This is a genomic window from uncultured Piscinibacter sp., from assembly GCF_937952055.1.
GTDB lineage: Bacteria > Pseudomonadota > Gammaproteobacteria > Burkholderiales > Burkholderiaceae_C > Piscinibacter.
Genome location: NZ_CALFYO010000002.1, coordinates 1 through 17,726, shown reverse-complemented (window position 1 = coordinate 17,726; position 17,726 = coordinate 1). Strand labels below are relative to the sequence as shown.

Sequence of the window (17,726 nt, the reverse complement as noted above, 5' to 3'; positions counted from 1 at the left end):
CGCTGTCAGTCGGGGCGTTCGCTCGAGTAGTCGACGCGCCGGTAGCGGTCCATCACCCGCATCTCGACCACCCCGAGCCACTTGGCCACCAGGTCCGGTGACTTGCCGCGGCGCAGCTGGCGCAGCGCGAAGGTGTGGCGCAGGCGGTAGGCACCGCCTTCGACCAGGCTCTTGTCGATGCCAGAGGCTTCGAGGACCGCCTTCACCGCGTCGTAGTGGGTCACCTTGCCCCATGGCTTGCCAGTACGCGTCGCTGGAAACAGGAAGTCGCCGGCGAGCTTCTGTTCCTTGCGCACCTGCAGCCAGTAGGCCAGCACGCGGCCTGCCCACTTGATCACCGGTGCTTCACGTTCTGGGCTGTCGCCGTAGGCGGGCACGTGGACGGTGCCCGGCACGCCTTTCTCTTCGCCCGTGCGCAGCACGGGGGATGTCAGGCGAAGCATGCGGACGTCCGCGGGGGTCAGCCCGGAGCCCAGGTGCAGCGCGACGGCAGTGCGATTGCGCAGTTCCTGCCACGTGATGTCGACGCCTCGCCGGCCCGAACGGGGCAGACCAGCGGAGAGGTAGTTGACGAGGATGCGGGCCTCGGCAGGGGCCAGGTAGTCGGGCAGTGCGTCGCGCCGATTGGCGTTGGCATAGAGCCAATCCTCACGGGATTGCAGCAGGGTGGACGCTGCTCGGTTCGGGGCGGCGGACCCGGTGGCATGTGCGCGGACTTCCAGCACGCTGTCGATGAGCTTCAGTAAGCGCCATGCGTGCCGCGGCGTGAACTTCCCGGCCTCCTTGAGCCGGCTGGGCTTTGCACGAGACGCGTTGGCGGGTTCGAGCCGGCTGTTGATGAACGCGCCGAGGTCCGCTTCGGAGATGCCATCCAGGCCGATCACGGGTGACTGACTCAGGCACCACTCGGCGAAAGCCTGCCACAGCACCGTGTACGCACGGATGGAGGACGTCAATGTGATCTTGCGCGAGGCTGCCGTGCGCTGGTGATCGAGCCATTGATCGAAGGCCTCCTGGTACGCCCGCACCTGGTCAGCCGGGTCGGCGTCGTCGAACAGGTCAAGGTTCTGGGTTGCCATGGGAAAGGATCATAAAACCGAACCAACGGCGCGGGACGTTGCTTCCCCAAGCATCCCTGCCTTGGCCACTTCGCCAGCCCCAAAGACGCAAGCCAGGAGAGGGGTCGAGCGGCGGCGCCGTTGGTTCGGATTTGGGCGCCCGGTGTCCGGCAGGGCACGCGACGGAGCACCACCCGTCAGGCCCTCCTGCTGGTGCACCGCGCCGTGGGCCCCCAATGGTGGGTACCCATCAACTCGCTCGTTGGGGCGATCGGTGAGTTCGCCGACCGGCGGGAAGATTGGCTGCAGCGCGCCCGTGGTCGCGCCGCGCTACAGACGATTTGCAGGGCCTGTTTCGATCCGTCGGGCCGCATTGCAGAAGGAACGTGGAAACTCTGCGTTCACCTCAGTGCGGTTGGATGCAGGTTGAGAGGGTCTGCGTACCTCTTGCAGGCGGGCTTGACGGCGCGCAGACGCCGAGCACCCTTGGGGCATGGACAACAGAACCAGTCGACGAACCGTTGGAGCGGGCAGACGGACCAATCTCAGGACGAACAATGACATGAGCGAGCAGGGCAGGGCCGCGGAGGGACCGCAGGTCGAAGTCGCGGGCAAGGCTGCTGGCGGGGACTACTCGCCCGACGCCGGTGAGACTGCGCGCGCGATGACTGCCAACGCCGTCGTTTCGGCTGTGGCCAACGTGCCGCTGCTGTTGGCCGCGGTCGCCCTGGTCGTGTACATGGCGTTCGAGGCCGGGCTGAGCGTGCCGGGAAGGGTCTTCGGCGCACTCGGGCTCGCAGCGTCGGGCTGGCGCTGGTCGATGAGCAAACGCTACCGCTTGCGCGAACCCTTCGACGAGGCAATGGCGCGGGCAGCGCAACGCGAGGTCGAACTGAACGCGGGCCTGTCCGGACTCATGTGGGGCTACGGTGCGTTGGCGATCTACCCTCACCTGAAGGAGGTTGCCCAAATCGCCTACCCGATGCTGCTGGCTGGATCGGCCGGCGTGGCGGCCCTGTATGCCCCGCTGGCTGGGCGCGCCTACCTGTACATGATCGTGCCGCAGGTCGCATCGCTGGTCATCGCCCATCTGGCCTTCGACGGCCTGCGTTCGATTGGACTCGCCGCCATCGTGGCCGGGTTTGGCTTCACGATGCACCGGTCCGCGCAGTTGTCGAAGGCAGCGGGCGAACGGCTCGCGAGAGCCCTCCTCGAACGCGATCGCCTGCGCGCCGACCACGCGCGTCTCGCGGAGCTAGAACTCACCGAAGCCAAACTGGCGGCCGAGTCGGCCCGCAATGAAGCAGCGGCCACACGGGACCTGTTCATTGCCAAGGTCTCGCACGAGTTCCGCACGCCCCTGCAGACCATCGTCGCCCTGGCCGACCTTCTCGCGCTCAAGACCGCTGACGAGAGGTCCAAAGGACTGCAGGAGCCGGTCCAGCGCCTGTCACGGGCGGCCGATCAGCTCATGCACCAGGCCAACGACCTGGCCGCCTTCGTGCGGGCCAATCAGGCCGCCGGCTACGAGATCCGAGAACGCCCGGTGCGGCTGGACGAAGTGGTGGCTGCGTCCATCACCGAACTCCGCGAGTTGGCCAACCGCAAGGGCGTCGACGTGCGTGTCACCGTGCCGGCCATCTCGCTGCATGCCGACGACATGCGCCTGCAGCAGATCATCGGGAACCTGGTGAGCAACGCGGTCAAGTACACGAGCCATGGGCACATCGAGATCCACGCGGACGTGGAAGGCGACGGGCCCCACTTGATGACCCTGTGGGTGAGCGACACCGGCAGCGGCATCGCCGAAGAGGTCCTGCCGAACGTCTTCGACCCATGGTTTCGCGGCACCCGCGAAGCGCGCGGCCTGGGGCTAGGACTGTCGATCGTGCGATCCCTGGTCGCGCAACTCGGCGGCACTGCGGAGATCAAGTCGGAGAAGGGGCGCGGCACCAGGGCCACCGTGCACATCCCGATGAAGGTGCTGGACCAGCAGCCACACCGTCCGCTTTCCGGCTCGGCCAGCCTGTCGGGCCTGCACGTGCTCGTCGTCGACGACGAGGACTCCGTTCGCAGCGCCGTGGCGGATCTCCTGCGTGCCAAGGGCGCGGAGTGTGTGGAGGCGCCTGGTACGGACGAGGCGCTCCAAGAGCTCGGTTCGAAGGCATTCGAGGTGGCGCTGGTCGACATCCAGATGCCCGGCGCGGATGGCTACGAACTTGCGCGGCGGCTCAGGTCTCGCTACCCGGAATGCGACACGAGGCTGATCGCCATGAGCGCATTCGGACTGGCCGAGGAGCACGGCCATCTCTTCAACGCCTACGTCGCCAAGCCCTCGAAGGCCGACAAGATGGTCAGCACGATCATCCAGACTTTGGAGCGAGACCGCGCCACCGCGGCCAATGCGGCTCCCCTGAGCAACTCGAGCGGAGCATCGAACACAGCGTGACTCGGCGCCGGCGCTGCATCACGGCGCGGGACGCGGTCGCGGACGGGTCCGTCAACAGCCTCTGAAAGCCGGCATCACTTCGTTGACGGACACGGCGCGCAGATCGCCGACCAGTCGGCCTTGGGCGTCGGTGATCACCAGGCCTCTTCGCGCCGCCTCCCGACAGAGCGCATCGAGCCGCGGGTCCGCAAAGCTTGCCGGCGGATCGTAGGCCTGCAGTTGAAGCCCGGCGACCGCGAGCAGGCCGTCGGCGCTGGGCCGATCCCGTTGTCCAGAAGGACCACACAGGCCGGCGAGCGCGGTTCGCAACGGTGATGTCCGGGGGTTCATGGCGAAGCAGGTGCAGGGCGCCCCATCGTGCGGCTGACCGCGGGGGGCGCGCAACTCGAAACCCCGGTCCAACCCCCCGCCGAAATCGGCCGTCGATTTCAGATGGTCAGCCGTTCCGTGGCCTGTGCGCACGCGCCCCTGCGATTCACGGCGTTTGCTGCGCCACGTGCTTGACGCGAAGGATCTCGACGGTGCGAGAGGTGTCGATCACCCGATAGAAGGCGATGTAGTTGGCGTGCAGCACGAGTTCGCGAACGTCGGCTGGCAGCCCGGGACGGCCCTCATGGCCGAGCCTCGGGTGCTGGGCCAGCGGCTGGACCTTCTCGCGCAGCTTCTTGCCGAAGGTGCGTGCACGGGTCGGACTGTCCTGGGCGATGTAGCGGACGATGCTGCGCAGGTCTTCCAGAGCCTTGGGGCGCCAGGCGATGCGGTAGTCGGCCCCCGGCATCAGTCCCTGAGCTCCGGCCGCCAGGCCTGCACGATGGCCTTGAACTCGGCCTCGTAGCCCAGGCTGTCGGGGTAGCGGTGAACGCGGCCGATCAGGCCGAACACGGTCGTCATGTCGGCCACGATGTCGGTGTCCAGTGCCCACAGCGAGGTCAGGTCGAAGGCACCGCAGCTGCCTGTGTTCCACCAGGCCAGCAGAAAGTCCGCAACGACCCGGCTCTGCCCGGAGTCGCGCCTGGCATGCGCGAGCAGGCGCTTGAGCGCCGCCACTTCCTCGGAAGTGATCGCTGGGGGCGGCGCTTCAGCGGCGGCGGCCAGCATCGCCTGCGCAATGACCTGATCGGGTTGGCGCGGCGTCGTGCTCATGCGCCTTTCCTTCGCGCGAAGCTGGCACGCTGAAGCTCGATCGTATCGATCTCGGCGTCCATAGCCGCCATGACCTCGTCGTGCGGGACGCTCGGGCGCGGATCGTCGAGCGATTCCTGGATCTCGGCGGCGAGCCACCGGTTGTGCGCCGCGGCTTGGTGGGCCGTGCGCATCGCCTCGGCCTGGCTGGAGCGGCTGCGGCTCATGTCCTTCTCGTCGGGGTCCCAGTCGGTGGCGTCGAGCTGCGCTACGGCGATGCCAACTTCGCGCAGCAGGATCATGGCCGAGGCAGGGTTACCGAAGCGGCGCGGCTCGGTGCTGCGGGCCTTGGCCAGGACGGCGTCCTGGCCGCTGCGGGTAGCGATGCGCAGCATGAAGGCGCCGCCTTGGCCCTTGAGCGTGACGCCGACGACGCCGCCGGCGGCCGCGGTGGCGCGCAGTTGTTCCAAGGTCATGCTGTGCATAGGATCTACCGCATCAGAGATGGAATCATTGTGCGCGGTTGACAGAAGTCGTGCAACGACCGCCGGCCCAAGCGCGAGATTCGATGAGGGGTAGTCGTACTTTTCGTGCAGATTGGTGCGCTTTGCTCTGAAAACCCGTTGCACGACAAGCACTTACGTTTCCAGCATTTGCGGACGCTCCGTACTTTTCGTGCAGATTGGTGCGCTTCGTCGCTGGCAGCCCCATGCGGACCGCGCCCTGCGGTTTCTCGCGATCTGCCGGGTCAGACCTCTTCGCTCCGGTCGCGGAACTCCAGCTTGAACTGCCAGCCCTCGAAGGTCGCCACCATGTGGCCGAGTTCGTCCCAGGAAATCTCGCGACCATCGATGACGAGCATCGGCACTCGGTGGTCCTCGTCGGGATCGCTGCTGACAATGCCACGCAGGATCAGGCGATCGTTTACCTGCGGTCCGTGGTCAGAGTCCTCGATGTGGGTGAGAGCCAAGGCCCGGCGCATCTTGCCAATGAGCTTGCCCAGCAACTCCAGAGGGTCGTCGTCAGGCTCGCCGATCACCTGAAACTCATAGCCGGCCGGGCTGCCATCGCGCAGTTCGAACGCGTCGATTGCCATGCCGGGCCCGAACAGCCGGGTGCGAAACCGGAACTCGTGCTCGGTGCCGCGCCCGTCGATCATGCGGACAGGTTCGAACACCACGTGCTCGAACCCCTGTAGCCCGAGGCGGCTGGCGGCGGCCTCGTTGAAGCATCGGCCGCAGAGCTGCCGGTAGCCACCCTCCATCGACCCGTAGTTCACGACATCGTGGGTGAGCGTGGGCTGACGGCAGGCGTCGCAGGTGATTGGCTGCATGGGTGGTGCGGTGTGCGTGTAGGCGAGACGACTGTAGGCTACGAACGCGGCGCCGCGAACCGATCGGCCACCTGCTTGGCCCGTCGGGCATCGTCGGTGTGCAGGTACATCGAGGTCGTGGCGAGCGAGGCGTGCCGCAGGTTGTCGCGCACCGTGGTCAGCTCGGCGCCGCCTTCGAGCAGGTGCGTGGCATGCGTGTGCCTCGTCCAGTGCGGCGTGGCCTGCCGCAACTTCTCGGCAAGGGCCGGGGAGCCTTCCTCCACGATTTCAGCCGCCGTGGCGAAGAACCGTTTCAGCACTCGCCACAGCCGCCACGAGGAAATCCCGTTTCCATCCTCTCCAAGGCTGCCAACCAGCGTGGTCGATGGACGCCACTTCGAGGGTGTCACGGGCAGCCCCCGTTGAGCAAGGTAGCGATCGAGGGCGGCACGGGCCAGCGGCGGCAGCACGACCTTGCCGGCCTTGTGGCCCTTGCCGACGACCCGGATCCACGTGTCGCCGCGCGCGTCCGAGTCGATCGCGCCCAGTCGCGCGCCCACGAGCTCGCTGATTCGAAGGCCCGTGGCGTAGGCGAAATCCAGCATGAAGCGCAGCCGCTGCGCGGCCGGCTCGCTCCAGCCGTAGGACCACTCCAAGCCTTCGGCGACGACCCGGACGAGCTTCCACTCGTGCTCGGTAAAGGCGTGAGACCTGTCGAGCTGCACCGGCCGGCCGCCTCGCAACTTGACGCCGGCGAATGGGTTGGCCAGCACGTAGCGCTGCTCGATGAGCCAGCGGTACAGGGCGTTGAGTACCGACAGCGCATAGGCTGCCGAGCGCGCCGAGAGGTCGCCCGCGAAGGGGCGCCACGCGGGCGACGACCGCGGCTGTGGTGCGCCGACCCAGCGCGCGCGTGGGCCCGGATGACGCAGGAAGGCGCGGTAGGCAATGGCGTCCTCGGTGGTCAGCGACGACAAAGCCCGCCGACGCTCGACGATCGCCCACAGGATCAGACGTTCGGCCTCCTTGCGATAGGCCCGCTGGGTTGCCGCCGACTCGTGCAGCGACAGCCATGCGTTTACGGCCTGGTAGTCGTTGCTGGCGTCGAGTGCACAGCTGGCCCGCGGCGCTCGAAAGGTACCCCGTGAGCCATCGACGTCGTCGGGGACGACCAGTCGCTCCCAGGGGATCAGTTCCTGCGCCTGGTTCACTGTGATCAGCGCTCGAGCGCGTTCGGTCAGCGCAGGATGTTGGGCAAAGAATGCCTCGATGTGGCGGGCACCCGCCGGCCCGAGCCCCGCGAGGCTTGCCCACCACCGCCGGCGCCTGGGCACACGAAGGGTCAGGTCGGCCAGCGTGCGAATGCCCACCGCGTGCAGTGCACTCACGAGCCGCACGGGTAGCCAGCGCTCGACGGCGTCGCCGATGAGAGGCTGCGGAGGCGGCATCCCGCGCAACGTCTCGATGGCGGCAGCGGCGGCCTTGGCGAGTATCCGGTCGGATGGACTGGCCGCCGACAAAGTAGAGGCCAGGTCCGTCAGCGCGCGGCTCGTCGCGAAGGCCACCAGCTGGCGTTTCACTCGCCCGATCACCGAGCGCGCCGATGCGCCGGCAGTCCGGCGATCGGGCAGATAGCGGTCCACGGCGGCGCGGCTCGGCACCCCTTGAAGCCAGGCGCGGAATGCGGCCAGCGCAGCCTCATCCGGCCAGGTTGGGTCTGAGGGGATGTTGGGTGGCGCTGGCAGCGCGTTTTCCATGGATGCCAGTTTAGACCCGTGGCAAGCATGCCAAGCTAATGTTGTTTATCTTGGTGGCGCTGCGATTGAACCTGGTTGCCAGCGAACTCTCACCGCGGTGAGAGTCTCGGCAGACTAGGCGCGGGGAGGCTGTAGCACGCCAAGGCGTTCGGGATGGGCCTCAAGTTCACTGCCCGGGAGGCAGGCCGCAGCCCCAATTGAGGCTCCAGGAAGCCGCCGCTCGCGGAGACCAGCCATCGGCCAGGAGCGGTCTATTGCTGACTCACCTCAAAGCGGACACATGCGGGAGACCGCGTCAACCGGGACGTCGGCGCGGCGGGCAGCTTCTTGCGCAGCGAGTGCGCGCTGGGCCGCGGCCACGAAGGAGATGGGCCTGCTGCCGGAGCACGGAGGTCCGCGCCGGTCTTGAGCGTGGCCTCGTTGCCGGCCATCCCGAACGCTACCCTTGGTCGCGCTTCATGCTCATCGTCGAGGCCTCGATCCTCAACATGTACTGCGCGGCGGCGGGCGCCTTCTGGAAGCTCGCCATCGATGCGTCGGCGAAAAACGCCGATCGCCAGTGGACGATCACCTGCCGCTCGCCGTCCGCGCCATGCGCGCTCTCGCGCGAAACGAAGCCCGGCTGCTTGGCGACGTGTTCACGCTCCACTGCCTTGTCGATCGGAGCGAACTCGGCCGCAGCGACGCCGGCCCTGAGCTTGAGCGTGACGACTTCGACGACCTGGCCGGCCAGGGCCGTCTGGACCGCGACCGTGGCCGGCAGGGCGCCGTAGAGCACGAACTTCCAGGGGCTCACAGTCCTCCGCGCCTCAGAACTTGCCGTTCGCGTTCTTCCATTCCGCGCGTGGCGGGATGGTCTCGATCGTGTCCCAGTGCTCGGCAATCTTGCCGTTGGCCACCCTGAACAGGTCGTAGAACGCGCTCGGCTTGCCGGCGAACTCACCCTCGCTGGCGACGAGCACGAAGTTGCCTTCGCCCAGGACCTTGTGGACCTTGTGGTACTTCATCGTCACGCCCGCCTTGGCCATCGCCTGCAGCGCCGCTCCGAGGCCGGACAGTCCATCGGCGATCTGCGGGTTGTGCTGGTGGTAGTTGTCGCCGTCGTAGTAGCCCGCCAGTCGGTCCAGGCGACCGTTAACCAGGATGTCGTCGACAAACGCCGCCACCAGCTTCTTGTTGGCCGCGGTCTTGTCCAAGTCTGCCGCCACAGCCGGCCCGTCGATCATCGTGCGACCGCTCGGGTTGGGCTTGGCCGGCGTCTCCTGCAGGTTGTCCCAGTGTTCGACGATCTTGCCGCCCTCGAAGCGGAAGATGTCGAAGCCGATCTTCGGGCCGAAAAAGTTGTACTCGGTGTGCGCGAAGACGAACTCGCCGTCCTGGAACACCCGCACCGTGTTCACCTTGGCCGAACCCTTCGGCAGCGCCTGCAGGACTGCGCCGAAGCCAGCCAGGCCGTCGCCTACGGCGAGGTTGTGCTGGATGTACTTGGCCGGGTTGACCACGGCCACTGGGGCCGCTTCGCCCGTTTCGATGGACTTGAGCAGCGCGACAACCTGCGCCTTGGGATCGGAGGACATGGGGGTTCCTTTGGACGAGTAGCTGTTCGACGCGCAGCCAGCGACGACCGAGAGAAGGGTCAGCGCGAAGGCACGCCGTGGGCGGGAGGGAAAGGAGAGCATTGGGGCGGGGTTCTGGGTTGGTTTGCAGCACGGACTTTGCCGGCACCCAGCCTTGACGCCAAGGTCAGCGTCGGGCAAGTGATGGTAGAAATCGCGCAGACGCGCCGTAGGCGCGCCGAAAGGAGTTTTCGTGTCCCCACCCCGCAAGGCACTGCGCCAGACTCGCTTCAAGAACGAGCGGCTTGACCCCATCGGCGCGGAGTTGATGAGCCTGGCGGAACTCCGCGGCCGCGTGCCCGCGACGCAGTTGCTCCAGACCGAGCGCGTCGAGTTCTTCATGGTTCTCGTGGCGACCGGAGGGCGTGGAGGGCATCTGGTCGACTTCGAGCGCTTCTCGCTGCGCGCCGGTCACGTCGTCTTCGTAAGGCCCGGCCAGGTGCAGCAGTGGCAGCCGGCGAACGGCTTCGAAGCCGATGTGCTGCTGCTCGATCCGGCCGTTGTGCAGCCGACCGCGTCGACCTCCCGGCAGGCGACCATGTCGCTGCTGCGCCTGGAGGAGTGGCCGGTCCACTTCAGGATGGGCGCCGACGGTCTGGCCGCCTGGAGATCGCTGTCCGCGATGCTCCGTCGCGAACTCGATCAGCCCATCTTGGACGAGCTGTCGGCCGCGATGGCGCGCGAGTTGATCCTGTGCCTGATGCTCGGCATCAGTCGATCGGCGGCAGGTCATCCGTCGGCGCCGACGGCGCAGGCCACGCTGATCCGGCGTCTGCGGCGCGCGCTGGAAGAACGGGTCCACGCTCGTCCATCCGTGGCACTGCTGGCCCGCAGCGTGGGGGTGTCGACGAGCACTTTGGCGCGCGCCTGCCAGGACGTGTTGGGCCATTCGGCCAAGGAGGAGGTGGACCGGCGCGTCGCCCTCGAAGCCCAGCGCCTCCTCGTGCACACCACCGCGACGTCGGTCGCGATCGGCGAGCTTCTCGGCTTCGACGAGCCGACCAACTTCGTCAAGTTCTTTCGGCGGCTCGTAGGCACGACGCCCGAGGCATTTCGGCAGGCGCATCGCCTGCAGCGTTGATGACGGCGTGGCGGTTCAGTGGCCGCGGCAGACGAAGCGACGCCGCTTCCAGGCGGGACGCTCACAAGGTGTCGAGGTGAACCTGATACGAACCGCGCCTCGAGCACATTAGGCGGTTGAGCGACCGCTCTTCACTTCGTCAATGTCGCATACGGGTCGGCCACTGCCGACCGCGGACGTCGGCTATCCGGTCGCTCAACTTGGGCGTCAGCTTTCCGGCGGTGAGATCGCGCATCCGACCGGCGCTGGCCGCGCGCGAGCGCCGCGCGGCTTGTACCTGCGCCTATCGCATCGGGACGGTGCTGCGCTGCCCCTTGTCCACGATGACGAACTCCAGAAACACCAACTGCTCCGTCGTGCTGGCATTGCGATGCGCGTGAACCATCCCCGGGCGCACGTGCAGGCTTTCGCCTGGTTTGAGCGTCACCGGATCCTTTCCTTCCTCCTGCCACACGCCCGATCCCTCGAGCACGTAAAACACGACGTGCGAGGGATGGTAATGCTTCGGGTTCTGACCACCGGGCGCGTAGGTGGTGTGTAGAACACGGAACTCCTTTCCCGGCATGGTCGCGTCGTCAAACACATGGCGCGCTGCCGCCGTAATGCCGGACCGCACTCCGTTCGCGCCGGCGAGGGATTGGCTACCTACCACGGTGGGCGCCATCAGGACGGCAAATAGGGTGAGCAACTTGTTCATCACGCTTCCTTTGCGGTGGTCTGCCTGCAAGAGCCATACATTACGCACTTTGCTATGCTTCCGGTATCGCATTTGTCGATCTTGGTATCAACATTCTGTTATATCGATGGACACTTTAGAGTTGGTGCTCAGGCGAGTGACGTTGCGTGAGTTGCGGCTGCTGCAGGCAGTGGCGCGATCGGGCAGCATCCTGAAGGCCGCGAGCGAGATCGGCCTGACGCAGCCTGCCCTGTCGAAGTCCATTCGGGAGCTCGAGGCTACGTTCGGGGTCCGGCTATTCGATCGCAACAACCGCGGCGTCAGCGTGACGCCGCAGGGCGAGATCCTGCTGCGACGCGCCACGGGTGTTTTCGAAGAACTCCGTCAAGCTGTGGACGAACTGCAGTCCCTGGCCGATGCAGCCCGCGGCGAACTGCGTCTAGGCGGCACGCCGGCGGTGTGCGCTGGACTCTTGCCGCACGCGATAGGTGCGGTTCGGAGTAACCGCCCTGGATTCCGCTTTCATGTCGCCGAACTGGATTCAGGCAAGTTGGCAAGCGAAGTCGCGGGTCGATCCGTTGATTTCGGGATAGGACGCGAGCACGTTGAGGGAAGCGGCGGCGACCTGACGTTCGAGCGGCTGTTCGATGATCACCTTTTCATCGTCGCGGGCGCGCAGCATCCCTTAGCCAGTAGAAGGTCTGTCAGTCTGGAGGAGACTGGGCTCCACCCCTGGGTGCTGCCATCGGCGAACGGGGCCGTCACTGCGCAACTCGAGGCACAGTTCCGCCTGCAGGGCCTGAGCCTGCCAGACCCTGCGGTCACAACGATGTCTATGCTGGTCCGCAGTGAGTTGGTTGCGACCCATTCATTCCTCACCGTGATGTACGGCTCGATCCTGCGATTCGGCAACTTTCCCGCGTCCTTCCGCGTTCTCCCGATCGATCTGCCGTCGGGGATTCCCGTCGGCATGTTTCGCGTGAGGGGTCGCACGCTTGCGCCCAGCACCGAGGTGTTCATGCAAACGCTGCGCGACGTCATCCGGCCCATGCAGTCGTTGAGGGCAAAGCACTTACGGGGAAAGAGCCTCTGACGCCGACGATCGCATGGGTGCGAGCCATAAACATCAGGAAGCATGATGTCTGCTTCTGGCCGAGTGTGTGAGATTACGAACGGCCGCTTCGTAGAAGCGAAACATGAAAAGCGATGGCTCGCCGTCCGGCTGCTTCGGAGCAAGCCGGCTGGCAGGTTTGGGTCGATTTCGGCCAGCCAACTCGGCGAACAGGCTGCCGGAGACCGGTCATTGAGCTCCGGCCCTGTGCCCGCCGCGGCGTGAGTACCGTCAGTTCGAAACGAACTCATCGCCCAAGATCGCGGCGACGTCCTGGCGCTCGCCCAGAAGCCGGACCACATCAAGGTGGTCCCCGCGTTCGAAGTAGCACCACAGCAGCGGGAACTTTGCGACCCGCCAGGTCCGAAGCCCTGGAATGCCAAGAAGCCTTCCGAGCGTCGGTGAGCCGATGCCAGGGTCGAGTTCGATCTGGTCAAGCGCGGCGTTTGTGGCCTTGGCCACCTTCACCGCAACGCGGGTGCCACCCTCGTTGCGGTAGTAGCGGACTTCGCCCTGCTGGTCGCGCAGCGCCTGCGGGCGCAGAACCGCCGCCTTCAATCGATCTCGCCGCGAGCGATCGCCAGCAGTTCCTTCTCGTCCGCCTTGGTGCGACGATGGCCGGGCCCGGACGCCAGCCCTTCCTCGATGAGGTCGCGAAGCCGCTTCTTGGCCTGCTCTTCCTGGTCACGCCTGACCAAGTCGCGGATGTACTCGCTGGTGTTGCCGTAGTTGCCGGCGGCGACCCGGTTGTCGATGTACTCGCGCATCGACTCGGGCAAAGCGAAACTCATAGTCTGGCGGCTCATGGAGGGATCTTGGTCGGTTTAACAACGGTTGTCAACTCGCCGGCTGGCATCTTGCCAGTTCAAGGAATGCTTGCCTCGTCACGAAACCAAGCGCGCTGCCTGGCCCGGCACGCGTTGGATCAGCGCCGCCGCGAACTTCTCGACGCCGAATCTCATCGTGCCGCGGAAGTTGACATGCGAGAAGTGCGCCGGGCCGATACGGCGCAGCCATTCGTCTTCGACTGGGATCCCGTCTCGCTTGAGCCTCTCGACAACCTCGTGCATCCTTGCGGTGTTCCAGGCCAGCACGATGTTCGTCAGCAGGGCGTGCGAGCCGGAAATCGCCTTCATCTCGTCGCGGCGCCGGCCGCGCTCCGGCGCCACCTTGCCCGAGTACACGGCGCGCTGAAGCTGATGCACCGACTCGCCACGGTTCAGCAGAGTGTGGATCTCGCGGCGGAAGTCATCGATGGCGATGTAGTCGCACAGGAACACGGTTCGCAGCAGTCGGCCCAGATGTTCCGCAGCCCGGTGCAGTGGATCCCCCTGAGCGGCCGATCCGAATCGTTGCAACGCCAGCGTGGCGGATACACGTCCCGAGCGGATCGACGCCGCCAGGCGCAGTAACTCGTCCCAGCCGCGTTCGATGGCGGCCAAAGACACGCGCCGGACGGTGACCGCTTCCAAGCCATCCGGAACGATGAAACCACGCGGCAGGTAGAGCTTTCGTTCGGCCAGATCCCGCAGCCGCGGGCACAGGTCAAAGCCCAGCAGCTTGGCGATGGCCATCGCCGGATTCGTGTAGCCGTGGGTGTCGACCGCCAGTAGCGAGATCCGAACCCTGTCTGCGGCGCTGTTGTGCTGCTCGATGCCCTCGATGGCGACGCCGGCCTGTCGTTCATTGAGCACGATGGGCTGGTCGTAGACGATGCCCCAACGGTCGCGCACGTGGGTGTACAGGCCAGCGGCGTATGTGCGACGGCGCGGATCAACGCGGGCGTTCCAGAGGTGGCGCGACGCGTCCAGCGACATCATGTCGGCCGATGCCTTGTCGCCGTCGCCCCAGAGTGACGCGATTGGGATCCGGCACTGGAACTCGGCCACGCGCTCGTTGGCGCGGCGCAGTCGGCCGCTGCCTTCCAGGGCGCGCATGGCCACAGTGACTTGAGTGGGTTCCAGGCCGGGGATCATTGACGCCACGCCCTTGGCATCTGCATCGGTGCCGTGTGCCAGCAACGCGCCGTAGAGGGCAACGAGCTCGTCGGTGGACTGCGCGCGGTGGCCGAGCAGCGCTTCGCTGAACCCGGTGGCGGCATCCACCTCCAGAAGCATGTCCGGGAACTGCACGCTGCCGATGAGGTTGTAGATGGTTTCACGCGTGCGGACCGGCTCGGCTTGATCCGGCAGTGCCGTGATCGCCGGCAGGTGGAGCATGCCGTCGGCGCCGATCTCGACCTTGCCGCGCCGCTGGGCCTCTGCCACCGCAGACATACCGGCCATCAAGTTGGCCAGCAAGGGCTCCAGGAAGTCGGCTGCGGACTTCGGCATGCCCAGCAACGCAACCTGCTCGTCCCGTTGCAAGGCCCAATCCGCCGGCGGGATGAGCATCTGGTCTCGCTCCCGAAAACTCAGCGAGTGGGCCAACCAGACACTGCCTCGGCGCAGGCTCTTGCGCAGCGACATCATCGTGCAGGCCTCGAACGCCCGAAATCCTGAGCGAGGGTCCAGATCGCGGACCAGGCCGTGCCAGGCTGCGCCGACATCTGGCAGCGGGACGCCCTCCTTCAGCTCGGTCACACCTTGGCGCTGCAGATCCGTCCAAGACTTCCACTGTTCGAAGCCCGGATCGCCAGAGCGGCCACCGAAGTCCAGGTCCGTCAATGCCGCCAGGCAGGCGTGCACGCGCTGGCTGTCTTCCGCCAGAGCCTTGCGAACCAGGGACACAAAGCTGCCGCTGGCAGCTTCGCCGAGCTCGGCGAGCAGATCTCTTGCTTCCAGGACTCGCGCCTGCCAGGTCTTGGATTCGTCGTGCAGGACGGAACGTGCCTTGGCTGCCTGCTGGATCAGGCCTGTCGTGCCCCGGATACGGTTTGACTGGGCCTTGTCCGCCGCCTCGCGGAACAGTTGCTGGCTGCGCCGGCTGGTCTGCAAGAGGGCGACATCGGTGAGTTCGAGCAGGGTCACCCGCAGAAAGCAGACCAACTCGATCAGTTGGCGCGTTGGCTTGATCTCCCGCGTCTTCACGGGGCGCCTGGCCTGGACCTGACGGGCGTAGGCCTGCTGCTTGGCCAACGATACGGCGCTCAGGTTCCAGTCCTGGGCACCGAGCTCCTTCAGGTAGCGGACCTTGTCGATGGTTTCGGTAAGAGTGCCGGGGCCGTGACGCTTCGACGGGGTCTTCAGCCACTCCAGGTGCGTCGTGTCGGTGCCTGGCCGAGCGCTGTATGCGGCGGCGACAACTTTCTGGGCCGCTGCCGGCGGCACGGCGGCATTGACCGCGCCGAGGATCTGCGACTCTACCGCTGCAAATGCGACACGAGCCCAGTCCTGCAGGCGGCGCGCTCCTGGGATCAGGATGCGCCGCGTGAACAGCCAGTGGCTGGCCGACTGGACCAGGTCATCGGCGTGGGACACGTCGGCAGCTTGGGCCAGCAGGGCCGCTGTGAGCGCCGCTTCGTCGTCGACTTCAAGCTCGCGCAGGCCCAAGTAAGTCTTGGCCCATAGCTGGTGCTTGGAGAGCGTCTGCCGGCGCTTGTAGATCGACCGCAGGCTGGCGATGGACGGCGGCGACACGGCCAGGACCTGGGCGGTGTGTCGCAGGAGGTTTCGGGGGAGCACGTTGAAACCGTCAAGCGGTCGGCCGGCCACGCGCATGAACATAAGCATCAGCGCCGCGGGCAGGCGGTGGTCGCTGCGGAACTGCTCCCGGACGGCCGCCACCTCCGCTGATGTGAGCGTGAAGAACTGCTCCCGGTCGAACTCACTAAGGCGAGGCGGCAAGGCCTCCTGGCCGACGAAGCGCAGGGCGAAGGCGGGCATGGCGGTGGTCAGCGGCAGGGGGGCGGTCAATGTACCGCCACGGCCGCCGCCAAGGCAGTCGGGCGCTCATCTTGCGAGGGTGGCGCCCGCCGGGAACCCGCATGGATACTGGGTTTCAGGCGAAAGCGCACCAATCTGCACGAAAAGTACGACTACCCCAGTACTTGCCCTGCTGCCGCGCCGCCTCGAGGATCTTGACCGCCGTGTCGGACCCGTGGTGCAGCGGTGCATAGCGCACCACCAGCCTGACCTGGCCGAAGCTCGCGTTGACCATCTGCTTGACGATCGGATAGAAGGTCCGGCAGGTCTCGCAGGACGGGTCGAAGAACTCGACGATCGTCACCTTGGCCGCTGGATTGCCGAAGACGGGCGAATGCGGCCTGACCAACGCATCGCTGTTCGCCTGCGCCGCCTGCTTCACTTCCTGGTTCGAGCGGTTCGTGAAGACCACGACACCGGCCACGAAAGCCAGAACCACCGCCGCGACGGTGCCCAGCACGATCCACTTCCTGCTCATGTTCTTGCCCTTTTTCTTGCCACCCACAACGCAACCAGGATGCCCGTGAACGCCGCCAGCGACAGCAAAGGAATCGGCACCACGCCGGCCACCTGGACGTCGGCGTCGGCGCAGGACGATCCCTTGCCGCACGGCACCAGCCCCTCGGACACCACGCCCCAGAAGACCAGCAGATGGTAGGCGGCGACACCCCATCCCACGCCGGCCAGCGGCAGCGCGTAGCGAACGCTGCGCGCGTCCGACGCGAACAGGCCCATGCCGAGCACCAGCACCAGCGGGAACATCGCGATGCGCTGGTACCAGCACAGCACGCACGGTGTCTTGCCCATCACCTCGCCCAAAAATAGCGCGCCGGCCGTGGCCAGCAGCGCCAGCAGCCAGGCCAGGAACAGCGGCGTCCAGAACGTGGCGTTCCGGCCGTTGCCGTGCGGGGCAAGCGGCGGTTCTTCGCTCATCGTGCCGGTGGCGCGAAGCCAGCCGTCGCGTTCACCTCGACCTTCGACACGCTACCGTCGGCCGCCGTGAACGAGAGCGCCAGGGGCACGCGCTCGCCTGCCTTGAGCTGCTTCTTCAGGTCCATCATCATGACGTGCAGCCCGCCCGACTTCAGCTCGATGGTCTGGCCGGCCTTCAAGGGCACGCGATCGGCGGGCCGCATCCGCATGATGTCCTTGTCCAGCCACATCTCGTGCACTTCGACGATGTCGGCGACCGGCGAACTGGCGCCCGTCAGCACGACGTCCTTCTGGGATGTCAGCCGCATGAAGGCGCCGGTGGCCGATTGGTTCGGCACGGTGGCGCGCGCCCAGGCGCCATCGACGGTCACCTGCGCATGCACCGCCGACGCCGCACCCACAGCCAGCAGCGCAGCGAGGCAGCGGGACAACAAACGATTCGGAAGAGGAAAGCTCATTCTCGACATTCTCGCTCCGGGATCCGTTGGAGGTGCTTGCCGACTCACGTTGCGTCACCTCGATCGTCCCCGCGCGAATCGGCCCGCGGCCCGAACGAGGCCAGCACGAGCAGCGCCGCGCTGCCGACGATGAAGATGTCGGCCAGGTTGAACGCCGGCCAGTGCATGCCGCGCCAATGCAGGTCGAGGTAGTCGACCACGGCGCCGATGCGCACCCGGTCGACGACGTTGCCAAGTGGGGTCTCCTCGTTTTCAGTGCAATAAGTGACGGTACGAAAAGCTAGCACTGG

General features: G+C 66.4%; 20 protein-coding genes. 3 read left to right on the top strand and 17 right to left on the bottom strand.

The features are described 5' to 3' along the window. Nucleotides 1–5: 5 nt before the first annotated feature. Nucleotides 6–1,079: a site-specific integrase gene (locus Q0599_RS00165; protein ID WP_298823999.1), complete on the bottom strand. Its 1,074-nt coding sequence runs from the start codon at nt 1,077–1,079 to the stop codon at nt 6–8. Nucleotides 1,080–1,620: 541 nt separating this feature from the next. Between Q0599_RS00165 and Q0599_RS00160 the strand changes: the two genes are divergently transcribed. After that, a complete protein-coding gene (locus Q0599_RS00160) occupies nt 1,621–3,507 on the top strand; it encodes a hybrid sensor histidine kinase/response regulator (RefSeq protein ID WP_298823997.1) in 1,887 nt (628 codons plus the stop codon). A 51-nt stretch (nt 3,508–3,558) separates the two neighbouring features. On the opposite strand, the gene Q0599_RS00155 is transcribed toward Q0599_RS00160, so the two are convergent. The 8 genes from Q0599_RS00155 to Q0599_RS00120 all read right to left on the bottom strand — a co-directional run bounded on the left by Q0599_RS00155 (nt 3,559) and on the right by Q0599_RS00120 (nt 9,275). Continuing rightward, nucleotides 3,559–3,816 (bottom strand): hypothetical protein, encoded by a 258-nt coding sequence (locus tag Q0599_RS00155; RefSeq protein WP_298823995.1) that lies wholly within the window; start codon nt 3,814–3,816, stop codon nt 3,559–3,561. Between the two features lie 166 nt (nt 3,817–3,982). Further along, nucleotides 3,983–4,285: a type II toxin-antitoxin system RelE/ParE family toxin gene (locus Q0599_RS00150; protein WP_298823993.1), complete on the bottom strand. Its 303-nt coding sequence runs from the start codon at nt 4,283–4,285 to the stop codon at nt 3,983–3,985. Beyond that, nucleotides 4,285–4,605, bottom strand: coding sequence for a hypothetical protein (locus tag Q0599_RS00145; RefSeq protein ID WP_298824366.1), 321 nt, complete (start codon nt 4,603–4,605; stop codon nt 4,285–4,287). Before Q0599_RS00145 ends, Q0599_RS00150 begins: the two co-directional genes overlap by 1 nt. Nucleotides 4,606–4,646: 41 nt before the next feature. Then, nucleotides 4,647–5,267, bottom strand: a complete 621-nt coding sequence (locus Q0599_RS00140; protein ID WP_298823990.1) for a hypothetical protein — start codon at nt 5,265–5,267, stop codon at nt 4,647–4,649. Between the two features lie 110 nt (nt 5,268–5,377). Next, the gene (locus tag Q0599_RS00135; protein WP_054022245.1) at nt 5,378–5,962 is read right to left on the bottom strand and encodes a hypothetical protein; all 585 of its coding nucleotides are present in this window, start codon (nt 5,960–5,962) and stop codon (nt 5,378–5,380) included. 38 nt (nt 5,963–6,000) lie between these two features. Beyond that, on the bottom strand, nt 6,001–7,698 hold the full coding sequence (locus tag Q0599_RS00130; protein ID WP_298823982.1) for a site-specific integrase: 1,698 nt from the start codon (nt 7,696–7,698) through the stop codon (nt 6,001–6,003). Between the two features lie 439 nt (nt 7,699–8,137). Beyond that, complete coding sequence (locus tag Q0599_RS00125; RefSeq protein ID WP_298823976.1) at nt 8,138–8,476, bottom strand: hypothetical protein; 339 nt, start codon at nt 8,474–8,476, stop codon at nt 8,138–8,140. A gap of 31 nt (nt 8,477–8,507) precedes the next feature. Then, nucleotides 8,508–9,275 (bottom strand): nuclear transport factor 2 family protein, encoded by a 768-nt coding sequence (locus Q0599_RS00120; protein WP_056183911.1) that lies wholly within the window; start codon nt 9,273–9,275, stop codon nt 8,508–8,510. A gap of 232 nt (nt 9,276–9,507) precedes the next feature. On the opposite strand from Q0599_RS00120, the gene Q0599_RS00115 reads away from it, so the two are divergent. Beyond that, a complete protein-coding gene (locus Q0599_RS00115; RefSeq protein WP_056183913.1) occupies nt 9,508–10,395 on the top strand; it encodes a helix-turn-helix transcriptional regulator in 888 nt (295 codons plus the stop codon). A gap of 283 nt (nt 10,396–10,678) precedes the next feature. On the opposite strand, the gene Q0599_RS00110 is transcribed toward Q0599_RS00115, so the two are convergent. Further along, a complete protein-coding gene (locus tag Q0599_RS00110; RefSeq protein ID WP_056183915.1) occupies nt 10,679–11,092 on the bottom strand; it encodes a dimethylsulfonioproprionate lyase family protein in 414 nt (137 codons plus the stop codon). 151 nt (nt 11,093–11,243) lie between these two features. Between Q0599_RS00110 and Q0599_RS00105 the strand changes: the two genes are divergently transcribed. After that, nucleotides 11,244–12,164, top strand: coding sequence for a LysR substrate-binding domain-containing protein (locus Q0599_RS00105; RefSeq protein ID WP_298823951.1), 921 nt, complete (start codon nt 11,244–11,246; stop codon nt 12,162–12,164). 249 nt (nt 12,165–12,413) lie between these two features. Here Q0599_RS00105 and Q0599_RS00100 read toward each other — a convergent pair whose 3' ends face one another. From Q0599_RS00100 to Q0599_RS00070, 7 genes are all read right to left on the bottom strand, one after another. Beyond that, nucleotides 12,414–12,740, bottom strand: coding sequence for a type II toxin-antitoxin system RelE/ParE family toxin (locus tag Q0599_RS00100; RefSeq protein ID WP_054022252.1), 327 nt, complete (start codon nt 12,738–12,740; stop codon nt 12,414–12,416). After that, entirely contained in the window at nt 12,737–12,988 is a 252-nt protein-coding gene (locus tag Q0599_RS00095; protein ID WP_054022253.1) for a type II toxin-antitoxin system ParD family antitoxin, read from the bottom strand. The genes Q0599_RS00100 and Q0599_RS00095 overlap by 4 nt, the downstream gene beginning before the upstream one ends. A gap of 78 nt (nt 12,989–13,066) precedes the next feature. Next, entirely contained in the window at nt 13,067–16,006 is a 2,940-nt protein-coding gene (locus tag Q0599_RS00090; protein WP_054022254.1) for a Tn3 family transposase, read from the bottom strand. Between the two features lie 115 nt (nt 16,007–16,121). After that, nucleotides 16,122–16,523 carry a thioredoxin domain-containing protein gene (locus Q0599_RS00085; RefSeq protein WP_298823931.1) on the bottom strand — a complete coding sequence of 134 codons (402 nt, stop codon included), beginning with the start codon at nt 16,521–16,523 and terminating at the stop codon, nt 16,122–16,124. Further along, complete coding sequence (locus tag Q0599_RS00080; protein WP_298823928.1) at nt 16,520–16,978, bottom strand: disulfide bond formation protein B; 459 nt, start codon at nt 16,976–16,978, stop codon at nt 16,520–16,522. Before Q0599_RS00080 ends, Q0599_RS00085 begins: the two co-directional genes overlap by 4 nt. Beyond that, on the bottom strand, nt 16,975–17,409 hold the full coding sequence (locus tag Q0599_RS00075; protein WP_298823924.1) for a copper chaperone PCu(A)C: 435 nt from the start codon (nt 17,407–17,409) through the stop codon (nt 16,975–16,977). The genes Q0599_RS00080 and Q0599_RS00075 overlap by 4 nt, the downstream gene beginning before the upstream one ends. A 71-nt stretch (nt 17,410–17,480) precedes the next feature. Next, nucleotides 17,481–17,726, bottom strand: a 246-nt coding sequence (locus Q0599_RS00070; protein WP_298823921.1) for a signal peptidase II, incomplete at its 5' end; no start/stop codon positions are given.

Excerpts from the sequence above, each read along its gene's own strand:
- Q0599_RS00165 (WP_298823999.1), bottom strand. The coding sequence starts at position 1,079 with ATGGCAACCCAGAACCTTGACCTGTTCGACGACGCCGACCCGGCTGAC.
- Q0599_RS00160 (WP_298823997.1), top strand. The coding sequence starts at position 1,621 with ATGAGCGAGCAGGGCAGGGCCGCGGAGGGACCGCAGGTCGAAGTCGCG.
- Q0599_RS00150 (WP_298823993.1), bottom strand. The coding sequence starts at position 4,285 with ATGCCGGGGGCCGACTACCGCATCGCCTGGCGCCCCAAGGCTCTGGAA.
- Q0599_RS00145 (WP_298824366.1), bottom strand. The coding sequence starts at position 4,605 with ATGCTGGCCGCCGCCGCTGAAGCGCCGCCCCCAGCGATCACTTCCGAG.
- Q0599_RS00135 (WP_054022245.1), bottom strand. The coding sequence starts at position 5,962 with ATGCAGCCAATCACCTGCGACGCCTGCCGTCAGCCCACGCTCACCCAC.
- Q0599_RS00130 (WP_298823982.1), bottom strand. The coding sequence starts at position 7,698 with ATGGAAAACGCGCTGCCAGCGCCACCCAACATCCCCTCAGACCCAACC.
- Q0599_RS00120 (WP_056183911.1), bottom strand. The coding sequence starts at position 9,275 with ATGTCCTCCGATCCCAAGGCGCAGGTTGTCGCGCTGCTCAAGTCCATC.
- Q0599_RS00110 (WP_056183915.1), bottom strand. The coding sequence starts at position 11,092 with ATGAACAAGTTGCTCACCCTATTTGCCGTCCTGATGGCGCCCACCGTG.
- Q0599_RS00095 (WP_054022253.1), bottom strand. The coding sequence starts at position 12,988 with ATGAGCCGCCAGACTATGAGTTTCGCTTTGCCCGAGTCGATGCGCGAG.
- Q0599_RS00090 (WP_054022254.1), bottom strand. The coding sequence starts at position 16,006 with ATGCCCGCCTTCGCCCTGCGCTTCGTCGGCCAGGAGGCCTTGCCGCCT.
- Q0599_RS00085 (WP_298823931.1), bottom strand. The coding sequence starts at position 16,523 with ATGAGCAGGAAGTGGATCGTGCTGGGCACCGTCGCGGCGGTGGTTCTG.
- Q0599_RS00080 (WP_298823928.1), bottom strand. The coding sequence starts at position 16,978 with ATGAGCGAAGAACCGCCGCTTGCCCCGCACGGCAACGGCCGGAACGCC.